General features: G+C 68.9%; 15 protein-coding genes. 1 reads left to right on the top strand and 14 read right to left on the bottom strand.

The features are described from left to right. Nucleotides 1–16 precede the first annotated feature (16 nt). From RAMLITH_RS18255 to RAMLITH_RS18215, 9 genes are all read right to left on the bottom strand, one after another. A complete protein-coding gene (locus tag RAMLITH_RS18255; protein WP_168108876.1) occupies nucleotides 17–610 on the bottom strand; it encodes an alpha-ketoglutarate-dependent dioxygenase AlkB in 594 nt (197 codons plus the stop codon). Nucleotides 611–701: 91 nt separating this feature from the next. Then, nucleotides 702–1205, bottom strand: coding sequence for a histone H1-like DNA-binding protein (locus RAMLITH_RS18250; protein WP_168108875.1), 504 nt, complete (start codon nucleotides 1203–1205; stop codon nucleotides 702–704). Nucleotides 1206–1385: 180 nt separating this feature from the next. Further along, nucleotides 1386–2579 carry a ribonucleotide-diphosphate reductase subunit beta gene (locus tag RAMLITH_RS18245; RefSeq protein WP_168108874.1) on the bottom strand — a complete coding sequence of 398 codons (1194 nt, stop codon included), beginning with the start codon at nucleotides 2577–2579 and terminating at the stop codon, nucleotides 1386–1388. A 127-nt stretch (nucleotides 2580–2706) separates the two neighbouring features. Then, the gene (locus tag RAMLITH_RS18240) at nucleotides 2707–5598 is read right to left on the bottom strand and encodes a ribonucleoside-diphosphate reductase subunit alpha (protein ID WP_168108978.1); all 2892 of its coding nucleotides are present in this window, start codon (nucleotides 5596–5598) and stop codon (nucleotides 2707–2709) included. A gap of 196 nt (nucleotides 5599–5794) precedes the next feature. Further along, nucleotides 5795–6379, bottom strand: coding sequence for a 1,6-anhydro-N-acetylmuramyl-L-alanine amidase AmpD (gene ampD / locus RAMLITH_RS18235; protein WP_168108873.1), 585 nt, complete (start codon nucleotides 6377–6379; stop codon nucleotides 5795–5797). Next, nucleotides 6363–7799, bottom strand: a complete 1437-nt coding sequence (locus tag RAMLITH_RS18230) for a sigma-54-dependent transcriptional regulator (protein WP_168108872.1) — start codon at nucleotides 7797–7799, stop codon at nucleotides 6363–6365. Before RAMLITH_RS18230 ends, ampD begins: the two co-directional genes overlap by 17 nt. Then, a complete protein-coding gene (locus RAMLITH_RS18225) occupies nucleotides 7799–9508 on the bottom strand; it encodes a sensor histidine kinase (RefSeq protein WP_337786177.1) in 1710 nt (569 codons plus the stop codon). Before RAMLITH_RS18225 ends, RAMLITH_RS18230 begins: the two co-directional genes overlap by 1 nt. 30 nt (nucleotides 9509–9538) lie before the next feature. Then, entirely contained in the window at nucleotides 9539–9778 is a 240-nt protein-coding gene (locus RAMLITH_RS18220; protein ID WP_168108871.1) for a PP0621 family protein, read from the bottom strand. Further along, nucleotides 9775–10578: a cytochrome C assembly family protein gene (locus tag RAMLITH_RS18215; RefSeq protein ID WP_168108870.1), complete on the bottom strand. Its 804-nt coding sequence runs from the start codon at nucleotides 10576–10578 to the stop codon at nucleotides 9775–9777. The genes RAMLITH_RS18220 and RAMLITH_RS18215 overlap by 4 nt, the downstream gene beginning before the upstream one ends. 76 nt (nucleotides 10579–10654) lie before the next feature. On the opposite strand from RAMLITH_RS18215, the gene ffh reads away from it, so the two are divergent. Continuing rightward, on the top strand, nucleotides 10655–12022 hold the full coding sequence (ffh, locus tag RAMLITH_RS18210) for a signal recognition particle protein (RefSeq protein ID WP_168108869.1): 1368 nt from the start codon (nucleotides 10655–10657) through the stop codon (nucleotides 12020–12022). 78 nt (nucleotides 12023–12100) lie between these two features. Here the strand turns inward: ffh and RAMLITH_RS18205 are convergent, their stop codons facing one another. The 5 genes from RAMLITH_RS18205 to RAMLITH_RS18185 form a co-directional block, all read right to left on the bottom strand. Further along, entirely contained in the window at nucleotides 12101–12937 is an 837-nt protein-coding gene (locus tag RAMLITH_RS18205; RefSeq protein ID WP_168108868.1) for a hypothetical protein, read from the bottom strand. Between the two features lie 169 nt (nucleotides 12938–13106). After that, nucleotides 13107–14447, bottom strand: coding sequence for a tRNA (N6-isopentenyl adenosine(37)-C2)-methylthiotransferase MiaB (miaB, locus tag RAMLITH_RS18200; protein ID WP_168108867.1), 1341 nt, complete (start codon nucleotides 14445–14447; stop codon nucleotides 13107–13109). Between the two features lie 12 nt (nucleotides 14448–14459). After that, complete coding sequence (locus tag RAMLITH_RS18195) at nucleotides 14460–14849, bottom strand: hypothetical protein (protein ID WP_168108866.1); 390 nt, start codon at nucleotides 14847–14849, stop codon at nucleotides 14460–14462. A gap of 143 nt (nucleotides 14850–14992) precedes the next feature. After that, the gene (locus RAMLITH_RS18190; protein WP_168108865.1) at nucleotides 14993–16237 is read right to left on the bottom strand and encodes a glycoside hydrolase family 1 protein; all 1245 of its coding nucleotides are present in this window, start codon (nucleotides 16235–16237) and stop codon (nucleotides 14993–14995) included. 60 nt (nucleotides 16238–16297) lie between these two features. Next, nucleotides 16298–17209 (bottom strand): hypothetical protein, encoded by a 912-nt coding sequence (locus RAMLITH_RS18185; protein ID WP_168108864.1) that lies wholly within the window; start codon nucleotides 17207–17209, stop codon nucleotides 16298–16300. Nucleotides 17210–17238: the final 29 nt, after the last annotated feature.

Below are 17238 nucleotides of genomic sequence, written 5' to 3'. Positions count from 1 at the left end.
GTGCGGCCGGCCGCCGTCAGCGCCGCCGCGCAGTGCGGAACGTGATCGAGTAGCGCAGCGTCCTGGTCGCCGCGACGGCGTGCTGCCACGCCCATCGCGCCGGACCGCGCAGCAGGTAGATCGAGCGCGGTTCGACCACCAGCTTCAGCACGTCGGCTTTTTTCGGCCGGTCCGGCGGGTACGGGCGAAAGCGCATCACGGCCTCACCCAGCAGCGACACGCCCACGATGTCCTCGAAGTCCGGCACGTCGCGGTGCCAGCCGAGCGGCGTGCCCGGCCGGTACTCGGCGACGAGCGCCTGGGTGAACGCCCCCGGCGCCACGCCCAGCCATGCCGCCACCTTGGCGCGCAGCGGCTCGAGCGACGGCGGCAGCGCTTGCGCTTCCCGCAGCCGGTTTGCATCGAAATCGTAGGAGCCGCCATAACTCGCCACGCGGCGCCGTGCCGTGTAGCCCTTGTAATTCATCTCGGCGAGCGGCAGCGATTGCGCCAGCGCCACCAGCGATTCCTCTTCGGCCGGGCTCAGGAATTCCGGCTCGTAGCGCATTCCCTCCGGCAGCGGGGGCGCGGCGGGTTCGAACAATTCGGATTGCAGGCCGCCGGAATTCATGACGCCATTTTGGGCGCCGCACCGCCGACCGCGGGCAACAAAAAACCCGGCATCCTGCGATGCCGGGTCGGGACACGAAACTGCCGTGTCTTCAGGGCTTGCTTGCCGTCGGGAACGGCCAGGCTGCTTGCGGGTTCAGGGTCGTCTGAGCCGCAGGGGCTGCCGGGGCCGCGGGCGCTGCACTTGCCGCGGGTTTCGCAGCAGGAGCTTTCGCAGCCTTCTTCGCCGGGGCCTTCTTGGCGGCCTTCTTGGCGGCCGGGCGCTTCGCGGCGGCCTTCTTCGCCGTCGTCTTCTTCGCAGCTGCCTTCTTGGCCGGTGCCGCCTTCTTGGCTGCCGGACGCTTCGCCGCCGCCTTCTTGGCGGCCGGGCGCTTCGCGGCTGCCTTCTTGGCTGCCGGGCGCTTCGCTGCCGCTTTCTTGGCGGCCGGGCGCTTCGCTGCCGCCTTCTTGGCGACCGGACGCTTGGCCGCGGCCTTCTTCGCCGGGGCCTTCTTCGCGGCTACCTTCTTCGCCGGGGCCTTCTTGGCCGCAGACTTCCTCGCGGCCGGCCGTTTTGCTGCGGCCTTCTTCGCGGCCGGTTTTTTCGCAGTTGCCATTGCTATCTCCTGTTCAAGTTGATCAAAACGTCAACCAATGAAGCGCTCCAGGCCTGTTGGTGGCACGAAGCGATCCATGAAGTTGGGCCGCGGCCCAGCTCCATGAACACCGTTGCCCGGATGGCGCCATGCTCTTTCGGCACGGTCGGCATCCGGTGCATGTCTCTTCCCCCGTGCGTGTCAGTCCCAGCTCAGCGCGCCGCCGGTCTGGTACTCGATCACGCGGGTCTCGAAGAAGTTGCGTTCCTTCTTCAAGTCAATCATCTCGCTCATCCACGGGAACGGATTCTCCTCGTTCGGGAAGAGCGCTTCAAGGCCGATCTGCGTGGCGCGTCGGTTCGCGATGTAGCGCAGGTAGCCCTTGAACATGGAGGCGTTGAGGCCCAGCACGCCGCGCGGCATGGTGTCCTCGGCGTAGCGGTATTCGAGTTCGACGGCCTTCAGGAACAGCGCCTTGATCTCCGTCTTGAACTCCGGCGTCCACAGCAGCGGGTTCTCCAGCTTGAGCTGGTTGATCAGGTCGATGCCGAAGTTGCAGTGCATCGACTCGTCGCGCAGGATGTACTGGTACTGCTCGGCGGCACCGGTCATCTTGTTCTGGCGGCCGAGCGCCAGGATCTGGGTGAAGCCGACGTAGAAGAACATGCCTTCCATCAGGCAGGCGAAGACGATCAGCGACTTCAGCAGCTTCTGGTCGTTCTCCGGCGTGCCGGTGTGGAAGCCCGGATCCATGATCGCCTCGATGAAGGGGATCAGGAACTGGTCCTTGTCGCGGATCGACGGCACCTCGTGGTACGCGTTGAAGATCTCCGACTCGTCCAGGCCGAGCGATTCGACGATGTACTGGTAGGCGTGCGTGTGGATCGCTTCCTCGAACGCCTGGCGCAGCAGGAACTGGCGGCACTCGGGCGCCGTGATGTGGCGGTAGGTGCCCAGCACGATGTTGTTGGCGGCCAGCGAGTCGGCGGTGACGAAGAAGCCGAGGTTGCGCTTGATGATCCGGCGCTCGTCCTCGGACAGACCGTTCGGGTCCTTCCACAGGGCGATGTCGCGGTTCATGTTGATTTCCTGCGGCATCCAGTGGTTGGCGCAGGTCGCCAGGTACTTCTCCCAGGCCCACTTGTACTTGAAGGGGACGAGCTGGTTGACGTCGGTCTGGCCGTTGATGATCCGCTTGTCGGCGGCGTTGACGCGGCGTTCGGCGGTCGGCGCGGGACGCGCGGCGATGGTCGCGGGCCGTGCGGACGCGACGGCAGCAGCGAGTTGGGGGAGGGCGGAAACTGTCTGAACGGGTGAATGCGGCACCCGGCTCGAATTCGAACCGTTGTTCAATGCTGGCGGAATGGGCTTGACTTCTTCGTCCCAGGTCAACATAAGTTTTCCAGTGCTCGGATTATGTGAGCAGTGATTGCGAATTGCAAAGTGCCCCTTCGCGTCACCGCTCGATTCTGTTGCTCAATTGCATCGACGTTCTGTCGGAGAACGCCGACACATTCCTCGATCACTGGCACGCCTCGCACGACGGATCGTCGATCGCGCAGAACTTGATGTCGGTCGCCGGCGCCGCGGCCGCCGCGTCGAGCGCGCCGGATCCGACGGCGGCGCCATTCGCCACCGCGTTCAGGCGACCCGATTGCACCGTCGACTTCTCGGCCTGGGTCGCGCTCGTCGTGCGCAGGTAGTAGGTCGTCTTCAGCCCGCGCAGCCATGCCAGCGTGTAGGTCTCGTGCAGCTTCTTGCCCGAAGCGCCGGCCATGTAGATATTGAGCGACTGCGCCTGGTCGATCCACTTCTGCCGGCGCGCCGCGGCCTCCACCAGCCACTGCGGCTCCACCTCGAAGGCCGTGGCGTAGAGCGCCTTGACCTCCTGCGGCACGCGGTCGATCGGGCGCAGCGAGCCGTCGAAATGCTTGAGGTCCATCACCATCACTTCGTCCCACAGCCCCAGGCGCTTGAGGTCGCGCACCAGGTAGTGGTTGATGACGGTGAACTCGCCCGACAGGTTGGACTTCACCGACAGGTTGCCGAAGCAGGGCTCGATCGAGGCGTCCACGCCGATGATGTTGGAGATGGTGGCCGTGGGCGCGATGGCGACGCAGTTGGAGTTGCGCATGCCGTCACGGGCGATCTTCTGGCGCAGCGCGTCCCAGTCGAGCGTGCTCGAGCGGTCCACCTCCACCCAGCCGCCGCGCTGCTGCTCCAGCAGGTCCAGCGAATCGAGCGGAAGGATTCCGCGGTCCCACAGCGAACCCTGGTAACTCGAGTAGCGGCCGCGCTCGCGCGCCAGCTCGGTCGAGGCCCAGTAGGCGTGGTAGCAGACCGCTTCCATCGAGCGGTCGGCGAAGTCCACGGCCGCCTGCGACGCGTAGGGAATGCGCAGCTGGTACAGCGCGTCCTGGAAACCCATCACGCCCAGGCCGACCGGGCGGTGCCGCATGTTGGCGTCGCGCGCCTTCTTCACGGCGTAGTAATTGATGTCGATGACGTTGTCGAGCATCCGCATCGCCGTGGCGACGGTGCGGCGCAGTTTCTCGTGATCGAGCACCTGCGCGTCCGCGCCCTGCTTCAGGTGGTTGAGCAGGTTGACCGAACCGAGGTTGCACACGGCCGTCTCGGTGTCGCTGGTGTTGAGGGTGATCTCGGTGCACAGGTTGGACGAGTGCACCACGCCGACGTGCTGCTGCGGCGAGCGGACGTTGCAGGCATCCTTGAACGTGATCCAGGGATGGCCGGTCTCGAACAGCATGCTGAGCATCTTGCGCCAGAGGTCGACGGCGCGGATGGTCCGGGTCGGCTTGATCTCGCCGCGGCGGGCCTTCTCCTCATAGGCGACGTAGGCGCGCTCGAACTCGGCGCCGACCAGGTCGTGCAGGTCGGTGACATTGGAAGGGGAGAACAGGGTCCACTCGCCCTGCTCGGCGACGCGGCGCATGAACAGGTCGGGGATCCAGTTGGCCGTGTTCATGTCGTGGGTGCGCCGGCGGTCGTCGCCGGTGTTCTTGCGCAGTTCCAGGAACTCCTCCACGTCCAGGTGCCAGGTTTCCAGGTAGGTGCACACGGCGCCCTTGCGCTTGCCGCCCTGGTTCACCGCCACGGCGGTGTCGTTCACCACCTTCAGGAATGGCACCACGCCCTGCGACTCGCCGTTCGTGCCCTTGATGTGGGAGCCCAGCGCCCGCACCCGCGTCCAGTCGTTGCCCAGGCCGCCGGCGAATTTGGACAGCAGCGCGTTTTCCTTGATCGATTCGTAGATGCCGTCGAGGTCGTCCGGCACCGTCGTGAGATAGCAGGAGGACAGTTGGGAGCGCAGCGTGCCGCTGTTGAACAGGGTCGGCGTGCTGGACATGAAGTCGAAGCTCGACAGCACCTCGTAGAACTCGATGGCCCGTGCTTCGCGGTCGATCTCGTTCAGGGCCAGGCCCATGGCGACCCGCATGAAGAACGCCTGCGGCAGTTCGATGCGCGTCTTGCGCACGTGCAGGAAATAGCGGTCGTACAGGGTCTGCAGTCCCAGGTAGTCGAACTGCTTGTCGCGCTCGGCCTTCAGCGCGGCGCCCAGCCGCGGCAGGTCGAACTGCAGCAGCTTCTCGTCCAGCAGCTCGGCGTCGACGCCGCGCCTGATGAAGTCGGGAAAATACTCGGCGTAGCTGCGCGCCATCTCCGAGGGCGCCAGGTCACGCCCCAGCACCTCCTTGAAGATCGTGTGCAGCAGCAGGCGGGCCGTGGCATAGGTGTAGTCCGGGTCCTTCTCGATCAGCGTCCGCGCGGCCAGGATGGAGGCCTTGTAGACCTCATCCATCGGCACGCCGTCGTACAGGTTGCGCATGGTTTCGGCCACGATGGGCTGGGGCTTCACGTCGCCGCCGAGCCCCTCGCAGGCGGCCCCGATCAGCGACTGCAGGTGCTGCAGGTCGAGCGGTACCCGCTCGCCGCCGTCGAGCACATGCAGCACCGGCGCCGCCGGCGTTTCCGGCGTGGCCTGGCGCGCCCGCTCCTGCGCGCGCCGCTCCCGGTACAGCACGTAGGCGCGGGCGATCTCGTGGTGGCCGCCGCGCATCAGCCCGAGCTCCACCTGGTCCTGCACGTCCTCGATGTGGAAGGTGCCGCCGCCGGGCCGCGAGCGCATGAGCGCGCGCACCACCGCCTGCGTCAGCTGGTCCACCGTCTCGCGCACGCTTGCCGACGCCGCGCCCTGCGTGCCGTGCACGGCCAGGAACGCCTTCATCATGGCGATCGCGATCTTCTGCGGTTCGAACGCCACGACGGCGCCGTTGCGGCGGATGATCTGGTAGTGGGCGAGGACGCCGGGTTCGAGGGCGCCACTGGCGGCGGCGACGCCGCTGTGCGGCATGGCGGTGGGTGCGCTGGACGGTGTGCTGACGGCGATCTGCATTGCTTCTCCCATTCACTTCTTTTCTTGGTGTGGGCCGGCCCCGAGGCGGCCCGCCGCCACCGCATCGCGCCGGAGTGCGGTGGAAGGTTGGCACTATATCTAGTGTGTACCCGCCACGCAACCCACTAGATCTAGTGTCCAGGCGCCGGAGCGTTCGCTGCAACGCAGCAACCGGCGACGGGGTCGGGGTCGCGCGCTATGCAGGGAAATACTGCGGCGGCCAGGCGAGGCTTTGCTGCAGGAGCCGCCAGTCGAAGCCGGCGCCGGGATCGCGCTTTCGCCCCGGCGCGATGTGCTCGTGCCCGGCGACGTGTTGCACCGGGTAGCGCTGCGCGAGCGCCGCGCAAAGCGCGGCGAGCGCCTCGTACTGCGCCGGCTCGAAACGCTCGCCCTCGAGCCCTTCGAGTTCGATGCCGATCGAGTCGTCGTTGCAGTCGGCGCGGCCGCGGTAGCGGGATGCACCTGCATGCCAGGCGCGATCGTCGCAGCTCACGAACTGCCACAACTCGCCGCCGCGCCGGATGTAGAAATGCGACGACACCGTGATGCCTTCGATCCCCTTGAAGTAGGGATGGGCATTCCAGTCGAGCGTGTTGGTGAACAGCTGCTGCACCTGGTCGCCCCCGTACTCGCCGGGCGGCAGGCTGATCGAGTGAACCACGATCAGGTCGACCTGCGCGCCCGCGGGACGGGGGCCGTGGTTGGGCGACGCGAGCCGGCGGGCGAACCGGTACCAGCCGTCGTGCCACAGCGCGGGCGGCACGTCAGGTGGGATCGTCATTGGCCTCGTCGCCCGGCGCCGTGATGGCCAGCCGCGCGATGCGGTAGCGGATCTGCCGCAGGCTCAGGCCCAGGCGCTGCGCCGCGGCCGTGCGGTTGAAGCCGCTGTCCTGCAGGGCCTTGACCAGGATCTCCCGCTCCTGCTGGTCGAGCCAGGCCTGGAGGTCGGCGGGCACCGCTGGCGGCCCCGGCTCGCCGGCCTGCGGCGGCGCATCGGGGTCCGGCTCGAAGTCCACGTGCAGCTGCTCGCCGTCGCTGAGCGCCACGGCGCGGTGCAGCAGGTTCTCGAGTTCGCGCACGTTGCCCGCCAGCGGCTGCTCGGCGAGCCGCTGCAGGCACTCGGCGGACAGCGACGGCACGGGCAGCTGCGATTCCTGGGCAATCCGTGCGAGCAGCGCCTCGCACAGGGCCGGCAGGTCGTCGCGCCGCTCGCGCAGCGGCGGCACCACGATCTCGATGACGTTCAGGCGGTAGAAGAGATCCTGGCGGAACCGCTCGGCGCGCACCTCGGCGGCGAGGTCCTTGTGGGTGGCGCTGACGATTCGCACGTCGACCGCGTCCTCCTGGGTCGAGCCGAGCGGGCGCACCCGGCGCTCCTGGATCGCCCGCAGGAGCTTGGACTGCATCGGCAGCGGCAGGTCGCCGATCTCGTCGAGGAACAGCGTACCGTCGCGCGCGGCCTGGAAGTAGCCTTCGCGGTCCTGGTGCGATCCGGTATACGAGCCCTTTCTCGCGCCGAAGAATTCGGCTTCCAGCAGCGACTCCGGGATCGCGCTGCAGTTCACGGCGATGAAGGGGCCGCCCGCGCGGTGGCTGCAGTCGTGGATGGCGCGCGCGACCAGCTCCTTGCCGGTGCCGGACTCGCCGCGCACCAGCACCGGCGCCATGCTGCGCGCCACCTTCGCGACTCGCTCCTTCACCTGGCGCATGGCGGCCGATTCGCCGACCAGCCGCTGCAGCGCCGGGCCGCCGCCCGTCGCGCCGGCTGCCGGCGGCGGCTGGCGCTGCGCGCCGCCGACCGCGCGCGGCCACGGCGGCGTGGCGTCCCGCTGGATCGCCGAAGCGACCACCGACCGGAACTGCTTGAGGTCGACCGGCTTGGTGAGGTAGTCGAACGCGCCGGCCTTCAGCGCCTCCACCGCGTTCTCCGCGGACCCGTAGGCAGTCATCACGATGCAGCGCTCGCTGCGCTGCTGCCCTGCGACTCGCTGCAGCAGCTCCAGCCCGAGGCCGTCCGGCAGGCGCATGTCGGTGATCACGGCGTCGAAACGCTGGGCCTCGAGCCGCTGCCACGCTTCGGCGAGGCTGCCCGCGGCATCGACGCGGTAGCCCTCGCGCAGCAAGGTGAGCTCGTAGAGCGTGCGCAGGTCGGGTTCGTCGTCGACGACCAGGATCTGCGGCGGCTGGGCGGGAGCGGACATCAGGCCGCCATTGTGTCAAATGGCGCCGCGCCGGCCAACGCGGGCCGCTGTGCGCCGAAGCTCACGAAGAATTCGTTGCCTTCGCGCGCGCCGGGCGCGACGCCGGCGCTGCGACGCCGATAGCGGATGGCCGCCCCATGCCGCTCGCACAGTTCGCGGCAGATGTACAGGCCCAGGCCGCTGGAGCGGCTTTCCGAGGAGAAGAACGGCTCGAACAGGCGCGGCTCGACGGCGGGAGGCAGGGCCGCCCCGTCGCTCCACACCTGCAGCTCGGCGTGGCCTTCGACGAGGGCGGTGGTCACCCGGATCGCGCCGGCCTGCTCGCTGGCGTAGCGCGACGCGTTGTCCAGCAGGTTGACCAGCACCCGCCGCAGGTGCGGCGGCTCGAACGGCACCTGGGCGCCGGGGGCTCCGAGCGCCACCTGCAGCCGGGCGCCGCTGCGCGTCTGCACGGCCCAGTCGCTGCAGACGCTCCCCACAGCAGGATCGAGTTCCAGCGGCGGCAGGCTGGCGCGGTCGCGGGGCTGGATCTGGGCGACGTTCAGGATCTCGTCCACGATCTGCGCCAGCCGCTGCGTGTTCTTCTGGATGAGGCCGCTCAGCTGGCGCAACGCCGGCTCGCGCAGGTCCTCGTCCATCAGCGCGTTGGCCTGAGCGATCGCCGCGAGCGGATTGCGGATCTCATGCGCGACGGCGGCGGACATGCGGCCCATCGCGGCGAGCTTCTCGATCTGCAGGCGCTGTTCCAGTTCGCGCAGGTCCTCCAGGAAGACGACGCACAGGCGCTCGACCTGGGACGAGTCGGTCTTGGTGAGCCGGGTGCGCACGTGCAACCGCCTCGGCTCGTCGCGCGGCCGCGGGATCGTGATGTCCGCCACCTGGGGTTCGTGCCGTTCGAAGGTGGTTGCCGCCAGCGTCACCAACTGCTGCCAGGCGGGCCGCGCGGTCAGCGTGAAGCGGGCGTCGCCTGACTGCTCGAAGCCGAGCAGGACCCGCGCCGCGGGGTTGGCCGCGTGCACGCGGCCGGCGGTGTCGACGACGAGGACGCCATCGGACAGGGTCTCGATCACCAGCTGGTTGACCTGCGCCTGCACCCGCGCGGCACGCTGTCCCTGGCGCGCCGCGCGCTCCTCGCGCGCCAGCCGCACGGCCATCTGGTTGACCAGCAGCGCCAGCGCGAAGTAGCCGGTGCCGGTGAGGCCCGCCTGCAGGAAACGCGCCGCCGTCTCCTCGGCCGCGTGCAGCGACAGCACCCACGCGTCCATCAACAGCAGCAGCGTCACGCCGGCGGCGGTGCCGAGCGCCAGCAGCCCCGACCCGAGCACTGATCCCATCAGCACCGGCAGCGCCAGCAGCGGTGAATAGTTGATGCCGCCGGCCTGCAGGAACTGCAACGTGGAGAACACGACCAGGTCGACGCCGATGGTGGAGACCCACTGCGGATCGAATGACGAGCCCGGCGGCCGCGGCCGGGTGAAGAGCCGCACGCCCAGCGCCGCCGCCAGGTAGGTGAAGCTCAACGCCACCAGCCAGCGGCTCACGCTGCCGGCCGCCATGATCAGGGTCAACGAGGCCAGCAGCGCCACCAGCACGACGGCCAGCGCGACCCGGGCCGTCATGAACGCGCGCCAAAGGCGCGAAAAGGCGGAGTCGCGGGTGGTTTCCGCCAGCGCAGGCAGCGGCGCGAAGTCCGAGGCCGTCCCGTTCACTTCAGTCTCCGCCGAGCCGTCGCAAGGAGATCACCCGGCTCCGCGCGCCCGGTGCTCGGCGCAGCAATAGAGCTGGCCGTCGGGGCCGGGCAGCGCATCCGAGCGCGGCAGGTGCACCGAGCAGACGGGGCACTGGATCATGTCCTGCTGGGCCGCGCCGGGGTCCGGCCGGCGCGGCCTGGCACCGCCTTCGGCGCGGTCCTGGGCGCGGCTGCCGCGCCACAGCCACACGACCAGCAGCACGACGGCCAGGAGCAGCAGGTATTTCATGCCGGGCGCTTCAGGACCACTTCGAGGACGAAGCGGGAGCCGGCGTAGGCCAGCAGCAGCAGCAGCGATCCCGTGTACAGCACGCGCACCGCCTTGCGCCCCCGCCAGCCGAAGCGCGCCCGCCCCAGCAGCAGAAAGGCGAACACCAGCCACGACAGGATGGAGAACACCATCTTGTGATCCAGGCGCGCGGGACGGCCGTGCCCGTAGAGGCTCTCGCTGAACAGCAGGCCGGCGAGCAGCGTGGCCGAGAGCAGGATGAATCCGGCCGTCGCGAAGCGGAAGGTGAGGCGCTCCAGCGTCAGCAGCGGCAGGCCGGCCTGCGCGTCGGCCGCGTGGCGGATGCTGCGTTCGGCCCGTGTCATCAGCCATGCGTGGATCACCGCGGCGGCGAAGAGTCCGTACGACGCGATGCCCAGCGCCCAGTGCAGGGGCAGCCACGCCGACGCGGTCACCGGCAGTTCGGAGCCCGGAAAGACCAGCGCCAGCAGCACGGCGGCGGAGCCGAGCCCGGCGAGCGCCCAGCGCGCCTCCAGTTTCGGAAACATCTGCTGCTCGACGGCATAGACGGTCAGCACCAGCCAGGCCGTGACGGAGAGCGCCGGGGCAAAGCCGAAGCGCGGCGGCTCGCTGAGCAGCCCCCACGCCAGGACCATCGCATGCAGGAACCATCCGAGCAGCAGGGCGATGCGCGCGGCGCGGTCGGAGAGGCGGGCCGCGCCGGCCGCCGGCACTGCGTAAGCCGCGGCGGCTGCCAGCGTGAGCACCACACTGGGAAAGGGCGCACTCGCTAGAATCATGGTCCCACAGTTTAGCCGCGCTTGACTGCGGCGCGAAACTGCGGCGCGCCCCGCGCCGGTTCTCCGAGCACCCCCGATGGCCTCCTCCCTTTCCGAACGACTCTCCCGCCTGGCCAAGGAACTGCGGGGCCAGGCCCGCATCACCGAAGGCAACGTGCAGGACATGTTGCGCGAGGTGCGAATGGCGCTGCTCGAAGCCGACGTGGCGCTGCCGGTCGTGCGCGACTTCATCGCCCGGGTGAAGGAGAAGGCGCTGGGCCAGGAAGTGCTGGGCTCGCTGTCGCCCGGGCAGGCGCTGATCGGCATCGTCAATCGTGAACTCGCGGCGACGATGGGCGAGGGCGTTAGCGACATCAACCTGCACGCGCAGCCGCCGGCGGTGATCCTGATGGCCGGCCTGCAGGGCTCCGGCAAGACCACGACGACGGCCAAGCTCGCCAAGCACCTGATCGAGAAGCGCAAGAAGAAGGTGCTCACGGTGTCCGGCGACGTGTACCGCCCCGCGGCCATCGAGCAGCTCAAGACCGTGACGGCGCAGGCCGGAGCCGAGTGGTTTCCCAGCACCCCCGACCAGAAGCCGCTGGACATCGCGCGCGCGGCGCTGGATCACGCCAGGCGCCAGTATTTCGACGTGCTGCTGGTGGATACCGCCGGCCGGCTGGCGATCGACGAGGCGCTGATGCGCGAGATCAGGGAACTGCACGCGGCGCTCAAGCCGGTCGAGACGCTGTTCGTCGTCGACGCCATGCAGGGCCAGGATGCCGTCAACACGGCCAAGGCCTTCAAGGAGGCGCTACCGCTCACCGGGATCGTGCTTACCAAGATGGATGGGGATTCGCGCGGCGGCGCCGCCCTGTCGGTGCGGCAGATCACCGGCGCGCCGATCAAGTTCGCGGGCGTCAGCGAAAAGCTCGACGGGCTGGAGGTGTTCGACGCCGAGCGCCATGCCGGGCGCATCCTTGGCATGGGCGACATCGTGGCCCTGGTGGAGCAGGTCACGGCGGGCGTCGACATGGAGGCGGCGCAGAAGCTCGCCGCCAAGGTCAAGAGCGGCGCCGGCTTCGACCTCGACGACTTCCTGGCGCAACTGCAGCAGATGAAGAGCATGGGCGGCCTTTCCACCCTGATGGACAAGCTGCCGGCGCAGATGCAGGCCAAGGCCGGCCAGGTCGACATGGACAAGGCCGAGCGCGACATCCGCCGCAAGGAAGGCATCATCCAGAGCATGACGCCGCTGGAGCGGCGCAAGCCGGAACTGATCAAGGCCACCCGCAAGCGCCGCATCGCCGCCGGCGCCGGCGTTCATGTGCAGGAAGTCAACCGGCTGCTCAACGAATTCGAGCAGATGCAGGGCATGATGAAGAAGATGAAGGGCGGCGGCCTCATGAAGATGATGAAGCGCATGGGCGGCGGCAAGGGCGGCTTGCCGAAGATGCCGTTCTAGGAGCTGGCGAGGACGGGCAGCAGGCCTCTGCGCTGGCGAAGGGGCGGCGGAGCGACAAGCCAGCCCCGCCCGTCGCCGTCACATGAACTTCAGGAGCAGCGGCACGCCGACGCCGAAGTTCACCAGGAAGGCGGTGACCTGCAGCGCCGGCCAGCGCTCGCGACGTGCCACGGCAACGATCGTTGCCACGGCGCCGCAGGCCAGGCCCCCGGCGATGGCGATCATGCCCAAACCCATGGCTGCCATCCCTGCGTATCCGCCGGCGCGCCCGACGGTCACAGAGATCAAGAGCGTGAGCAGCACGCCGACCGCGGGCGAGGACACGGCGGCAATAGTCCAGATGGGACGACGCCGTGAACGCGCGCGGCGGTCTTCGGGGACGGCGCCGTCCTCGCCAGCCACATGCGCCGGGGCCTGCGCTGCGCGGCGTTTCGCGATGAGGGTCGAGCCCTCCGTCAGCAACAGCGCGAGCAGCATGGACAGTGTGCCGTACAGGCGCGGCGGATTGAGCAGGGGGTACGGAACGACCACCCACACATTGGACTCCAGCAGATAGATGACCGCCCCGAAACTCGCAACGCCAAGTGGGAAGCCCGCAAATTCCGGCGGCAGCGACGCGCCGCGCGTGCGCCACAATGCGCGTCCCCGGACCGCGCAGAGCGCCAGCAGCAGCGCGGCAATCACCAGCGTTCCATGCATCCGGTGGTAGGCATGCTGCACCGACTGGAACCCTGGGCTTTCCGTGCCGCTTTCCATCAGCAGCAAGGCCAGCCCGATCGGGTCGGCAAGCGAGCACAGCCAATCGCGGCAGCCGCTGAAGTTCGGTATCAACTGGTCGCTGATTGCGAATACGGCCCCCGCGCCGAAGCCCGCCAGCATCAACGCATACAGAGCCAACCTGGCTCGCTGCTTCATGATTGATCCCTCCTGCAGCGCAGCGTAGCGCCGCTGGACGGCCGGCGCAATCGCGCTGGTGGACCTGTGGACCAGCGCCCACGAAGCTCGACGACGACCCGGGACGCGGCGAGCGGCTCCGGCGCGCCGGTCCCATGGATCCCGGGTCAAGCCCGGGATGACGGGGCCCTCAAGCCGCGAGTCGTTCCGCCGTGGCCACTTCGCCGCGCAGTGCGTGCGAACTGGTGGCGGTGACGCGCACATCGACCATCTGGCCGACCAGGTGCTGCGCGCCCTTGAAGTTGACGACGCGGTTGCACTCGGTGCGGCCAGCCAGCTCCTGCGAGTCCTTGCGCGAAGGGCCTTCCACCAGGATCCGCTGCACCGTGCCGACCAGGCTTTCGCTGATCCGGCGCATGTTGCCTTCGATCGCCGCCTGGACCTGCTGCAGGCGCGCGAGCTTCACCTCGTAGGGCGTGTCGTCGCGCAGGTTGGCCGCCGGCGTTCCCGGCCGCGGGCTGAAGATGAAGCTGAAGCTGTTGTCGTAGCCGACGTCTTCGATCAGCTTCATCAGCTTGCCGAAGTCCTCGTCGGTTTCGCCGGGAAAGCCCACGATGAAGTCGCTGGACAGGGCGATCTGCGGCCGCACCGCGCGCAGCTTGCGGATGGTGCTCTTGTATTCCATCGCCGTGTAGCCGCGCTTCATCGCCATCAGGATGCGGTCGCTGCCGTGCTGCACCGGCAGGTGCAGGTGGCTCGCCAGCTTCGGCAGTTTCGCGTAGGCCTCGATCAGGCGCGGCGTGAACTCGTTCGGGTGGCTGGTCGTGTAGCGGATCCGCTCGATCCCGGGAATGTCGGACACGTATTCCAGCAGCAGCGCGAAGTCGGCGATCTCGCCGCTGTCGCCCATCGCGCCGCGGTAGGCGTTGACGTTCTGCCCCAGCAGCGTGACTTCCTTGACGCCCTGGTCGGCCAGCCCCGCGACCTCCACCAGCACGTCCTCGAACGGGCGCGAGACTTCTTCGCCCCGCGTGTACGGCACCACGCAGTAGCTGCAGTACTTGGAGCAGCCCTCCATGATGCTGACGAAGGCCGTCGGGCCGTCGACCCGCGCGGCCGGCAGGTTGTCGAACTTCTCCACTTCGGGGAAGCTGATGTCCACCTGGGCCCGCTGCTGCTGCCCGCGCTGCTGCAGCAGTTGCGGCAGGCGGTGCAGCGTCTGCGGGCCGAACACCACGTCCACGTACGGCGCGCGCGCGATGATCGCGGCGCCTTCCTGGCTCGCGACGCAGCCCCCGACGCCGATCAGGACGCCTTTTTCCTTCAGGTGCTTGACCCGGCCCAGGTCGCTGAAGACCTTCTCCTGCGCCTTCTCGCGCACCGAGCAGGTGTTGAACAGGATCAGGTCGGCCTCCTCGGCGTTCGCCGTCGGCTCGTACCCTTCCGCGGCGCGCATCACGTCGGCCATCTTGTCCGAGTCGTACTCGTTCATCTGGCAGCCGAAGGTCTTGATGAAGACTTTCTTTCCCATCTTCGTCTCCCTTCAGCGGCGCCCGCCGAAGATCAGCGTGAGCAGCTCCGCGAAACGGCGCGCGCCGTCCGCGCCGCTGCCCGCCCCGCCGAGCTTGCGGTATTCGTCCTCGGTGAGCTGCCAGACCTCGTGCACGAGTCCGGCCGCGTCGCGGCGGTAGACCACCGGCATGGGCTTGTCGACGATGCTGGCGGAGAGCACCAGCATGTTATTGAGATCGCGGATGCGCGCGCCGGGCGACAGCCGGTCGGGCTTGCCGTCGACGGTGATCTGGGGCGGCGCGGTGACCGCGATCCGGCCCAGGACGACGTCCTTCGGCGCGGAACGCTCCAGCCCCTGCGCGAAGGCAGGGGCTGTCGCGAGGGCGAAGCAGACAAGGAGGAAGCGGATGCAGCGGTTCATGGTGATATCCAGAGGCTGTGTCGGAAAAACGCGGCACGCGCCGTGGCCGGGACGGCGGGCGGCACTCACGCGGGTGCGGCAGCGGCGGGTGCTGCCGGGCCATGAAGTTTACCCGCCCGCCCCGCGCCGGCGCGCCGCCGCTGCTAGTGCCAGTCGGCGTCGGGCCTGGGTTGCAGCCGCCGCGCGGCGTCGATCACGTCCTGCAGTTCGACCGGATCGCTGTACGGGTCGGCGTCCACCGCCGTCACCCGGTTCAGCTCCTTCTGCCAGCGGCGCAACTCGTCGACATACGGGCCGAACGGCTGGCGCCGCAGGTCGCCGCCGCATTCCACCAGGTCGCAGATCCCGTTGTGCAGCCACTGGCCGGTGTGCCAGTCCGGCATGTCGACCGCCGGAAAGAGGCAGATGCCGTGCAGGTCCATGCCCTGGTTCACCGCCGCCATGGCCTCGTTCATGACGTCGCGCAGCCACTCGGGCCGGCCGTGGCCCATGCCGCTGGTCTCACCGATCACCATCGGCCTGCGGTAGCGCTCCCAGACTCGTTGCAGCAGCACGCACAGCGGCTCGATGCCGGGATGGCCCGGCTCCAGCGCCTGGTGGGGGCCGCGCTCCCGGTACTCCATCTGGCCGAACGAATAGTTGTTGACCCCGACGATGTCGAGGACTTCGGGCGATCCGCCGAGCTGCGGGTGCTCCTTGCCGCACAGGATGTCCCAGGCCAGAAAGGTGTCCACGTGCGTTTCGTGGCGGGCCGCTTCCACCTGGTCGGGCCGATCCGGCGGCGCGACCACCTGCACCAGCGGATCGACGTGCATCATGCGCGCGTCGGGCCGGACTTCGCGGATTGCCTTGACGCCGGCGATGGCCGCCTTGCACAAGGCGAGCCGGAACCGCTCGCGGTCGGCGCGCGTGGTCAGGTACGGCGCGACCCAGCCCCACTCGCCGCCGCAGAACGCGAAGAAGGTGATCTCGTTGATCGGCGTGAAGAAGGCCGGTCCGGGCAGGTGGCGTGACACATGCTCGGCCGCCGCGCGGCAGTAGTTCGCGAAGCGGCTCGTGAACGCGTCGGACAGCGGGTCGAGCCCGTCCGGATAGCCGTAGTGGCAGAGGTCCCACACCGGCGTGATCTTCGTCTGCTTCATGGCGTCGATCATCGGCGCGATGCAGTCGAAGCCGTAGCCCGCGCCGCGATCCGCGAGCGGCCAGGGAATGCCTTCGCGTGCCACCGCGATGCCCAGCTGCTGCAGGATCCGGTAGTCCTCCAGCGCATGCGCCCGGTGCCCCGTTTCCTCGACCAGGTCGCGCCGCCGGCGGTCCTTCCACAGGAAGGTCGAACATTCAAAGCCCGACAGGAAGAAGGTCGGGAAGATGCCGGGTCGCTGGGCCATGGAGCTGCGACTGTACGCAGTTGGCGCGCTGCGGCGGCCGGCCGGCGCCGCCTCCGGGCGTCAGACGAACGCGAGCCCGGTCTGGGCCAGGCCCGCCAGCCCGATGCCGGCCTCGTTCTCGCCGGTCTGCGCCGCGTACAGGCCCAGGCTGGCCTCGCTGTACAGGCCGCTGTCCAGCCACCCGCGGTACACCGCCAGCTGCTGCTGCGGTGGTGGTGTGCCGGTGACGTTGGTATAGAGCAGGTTCACGACGTCGTCGGTGGTGTGCCAGGGTCCGAGCCGGTGGTCGAGCGCCAGTTGCACCAGGGCTTCGGCCGTGGTGCCGGTGTCCGCCAGCCGCAGGCCGATGCCGGCGAGTTCCGTGCTGGCCACGGCGTGCCGGCCGAAGACGGCGCCCAGGATGCGCGCGACGGTGCCGGCGTTGCCTTCGAGGTCCAGCGCCACCGACACGTCCTCGAACGACAGCCGCTCCACGTTGACCAGCGTATCGACGCCGTCGAGCCCGCTGTGATCCACCACCTGCCAGGCGCCGCCGGTTTTCGTCGCCTGGTAGCCGGCGCGCTCACCGCTGTAGAACGCGCCGTCGATGCCGGCGCCGCCATCCAGCGTGTCGGTGCCGCGGAAACCGGCCAGCAGGTCGGGCTGCATGCTGCCGGTGACGGTGTCGTCCGCGCGCAGCAGCCAGGCATAGAGCTCCGGCCGGCTCTGGGCGGGCGCCAGAACGCCCTGGACCGCGGCGGCGTCCTCGGCCAGGCCGGAGATCAGCAGTTGCTGGACGTCGTTCCTGGTCTGCACCGCGCCGTCGACGATGCCGCTGAGGCCGGCGCTGCTGAGCGCGAAGCTGCCGGTGAACGTGATGGCGACCGGCGGTGTTCCGGCCGTGAACTGGCTGCCGCTGGCGGACGTCACCTGGCCTTGCCAGGGCTCGCCGTTGAGCATGTCGGTGGAGGAAAGCAACTGGACAGTGGCCATGGGTCCGGAGCGGGATAGCGCGAAAGCGG

The organism is Ramlibacter lithotrophicus, assembly GCF_012184415.1.
Taxonomy (GTDB): Bacteria; Pseudomonadota; Gammaproteobacteria; order Burkholderiales; family Burkholderiaceae_C; genus Ramlibacter; species Ramlibacter lithotrophicus.
The sequence above is the reverse complement of the archived record's forward strand: the minus strand, read 5'-3'. Positions and strand labels throughout refer to the sequence as shown.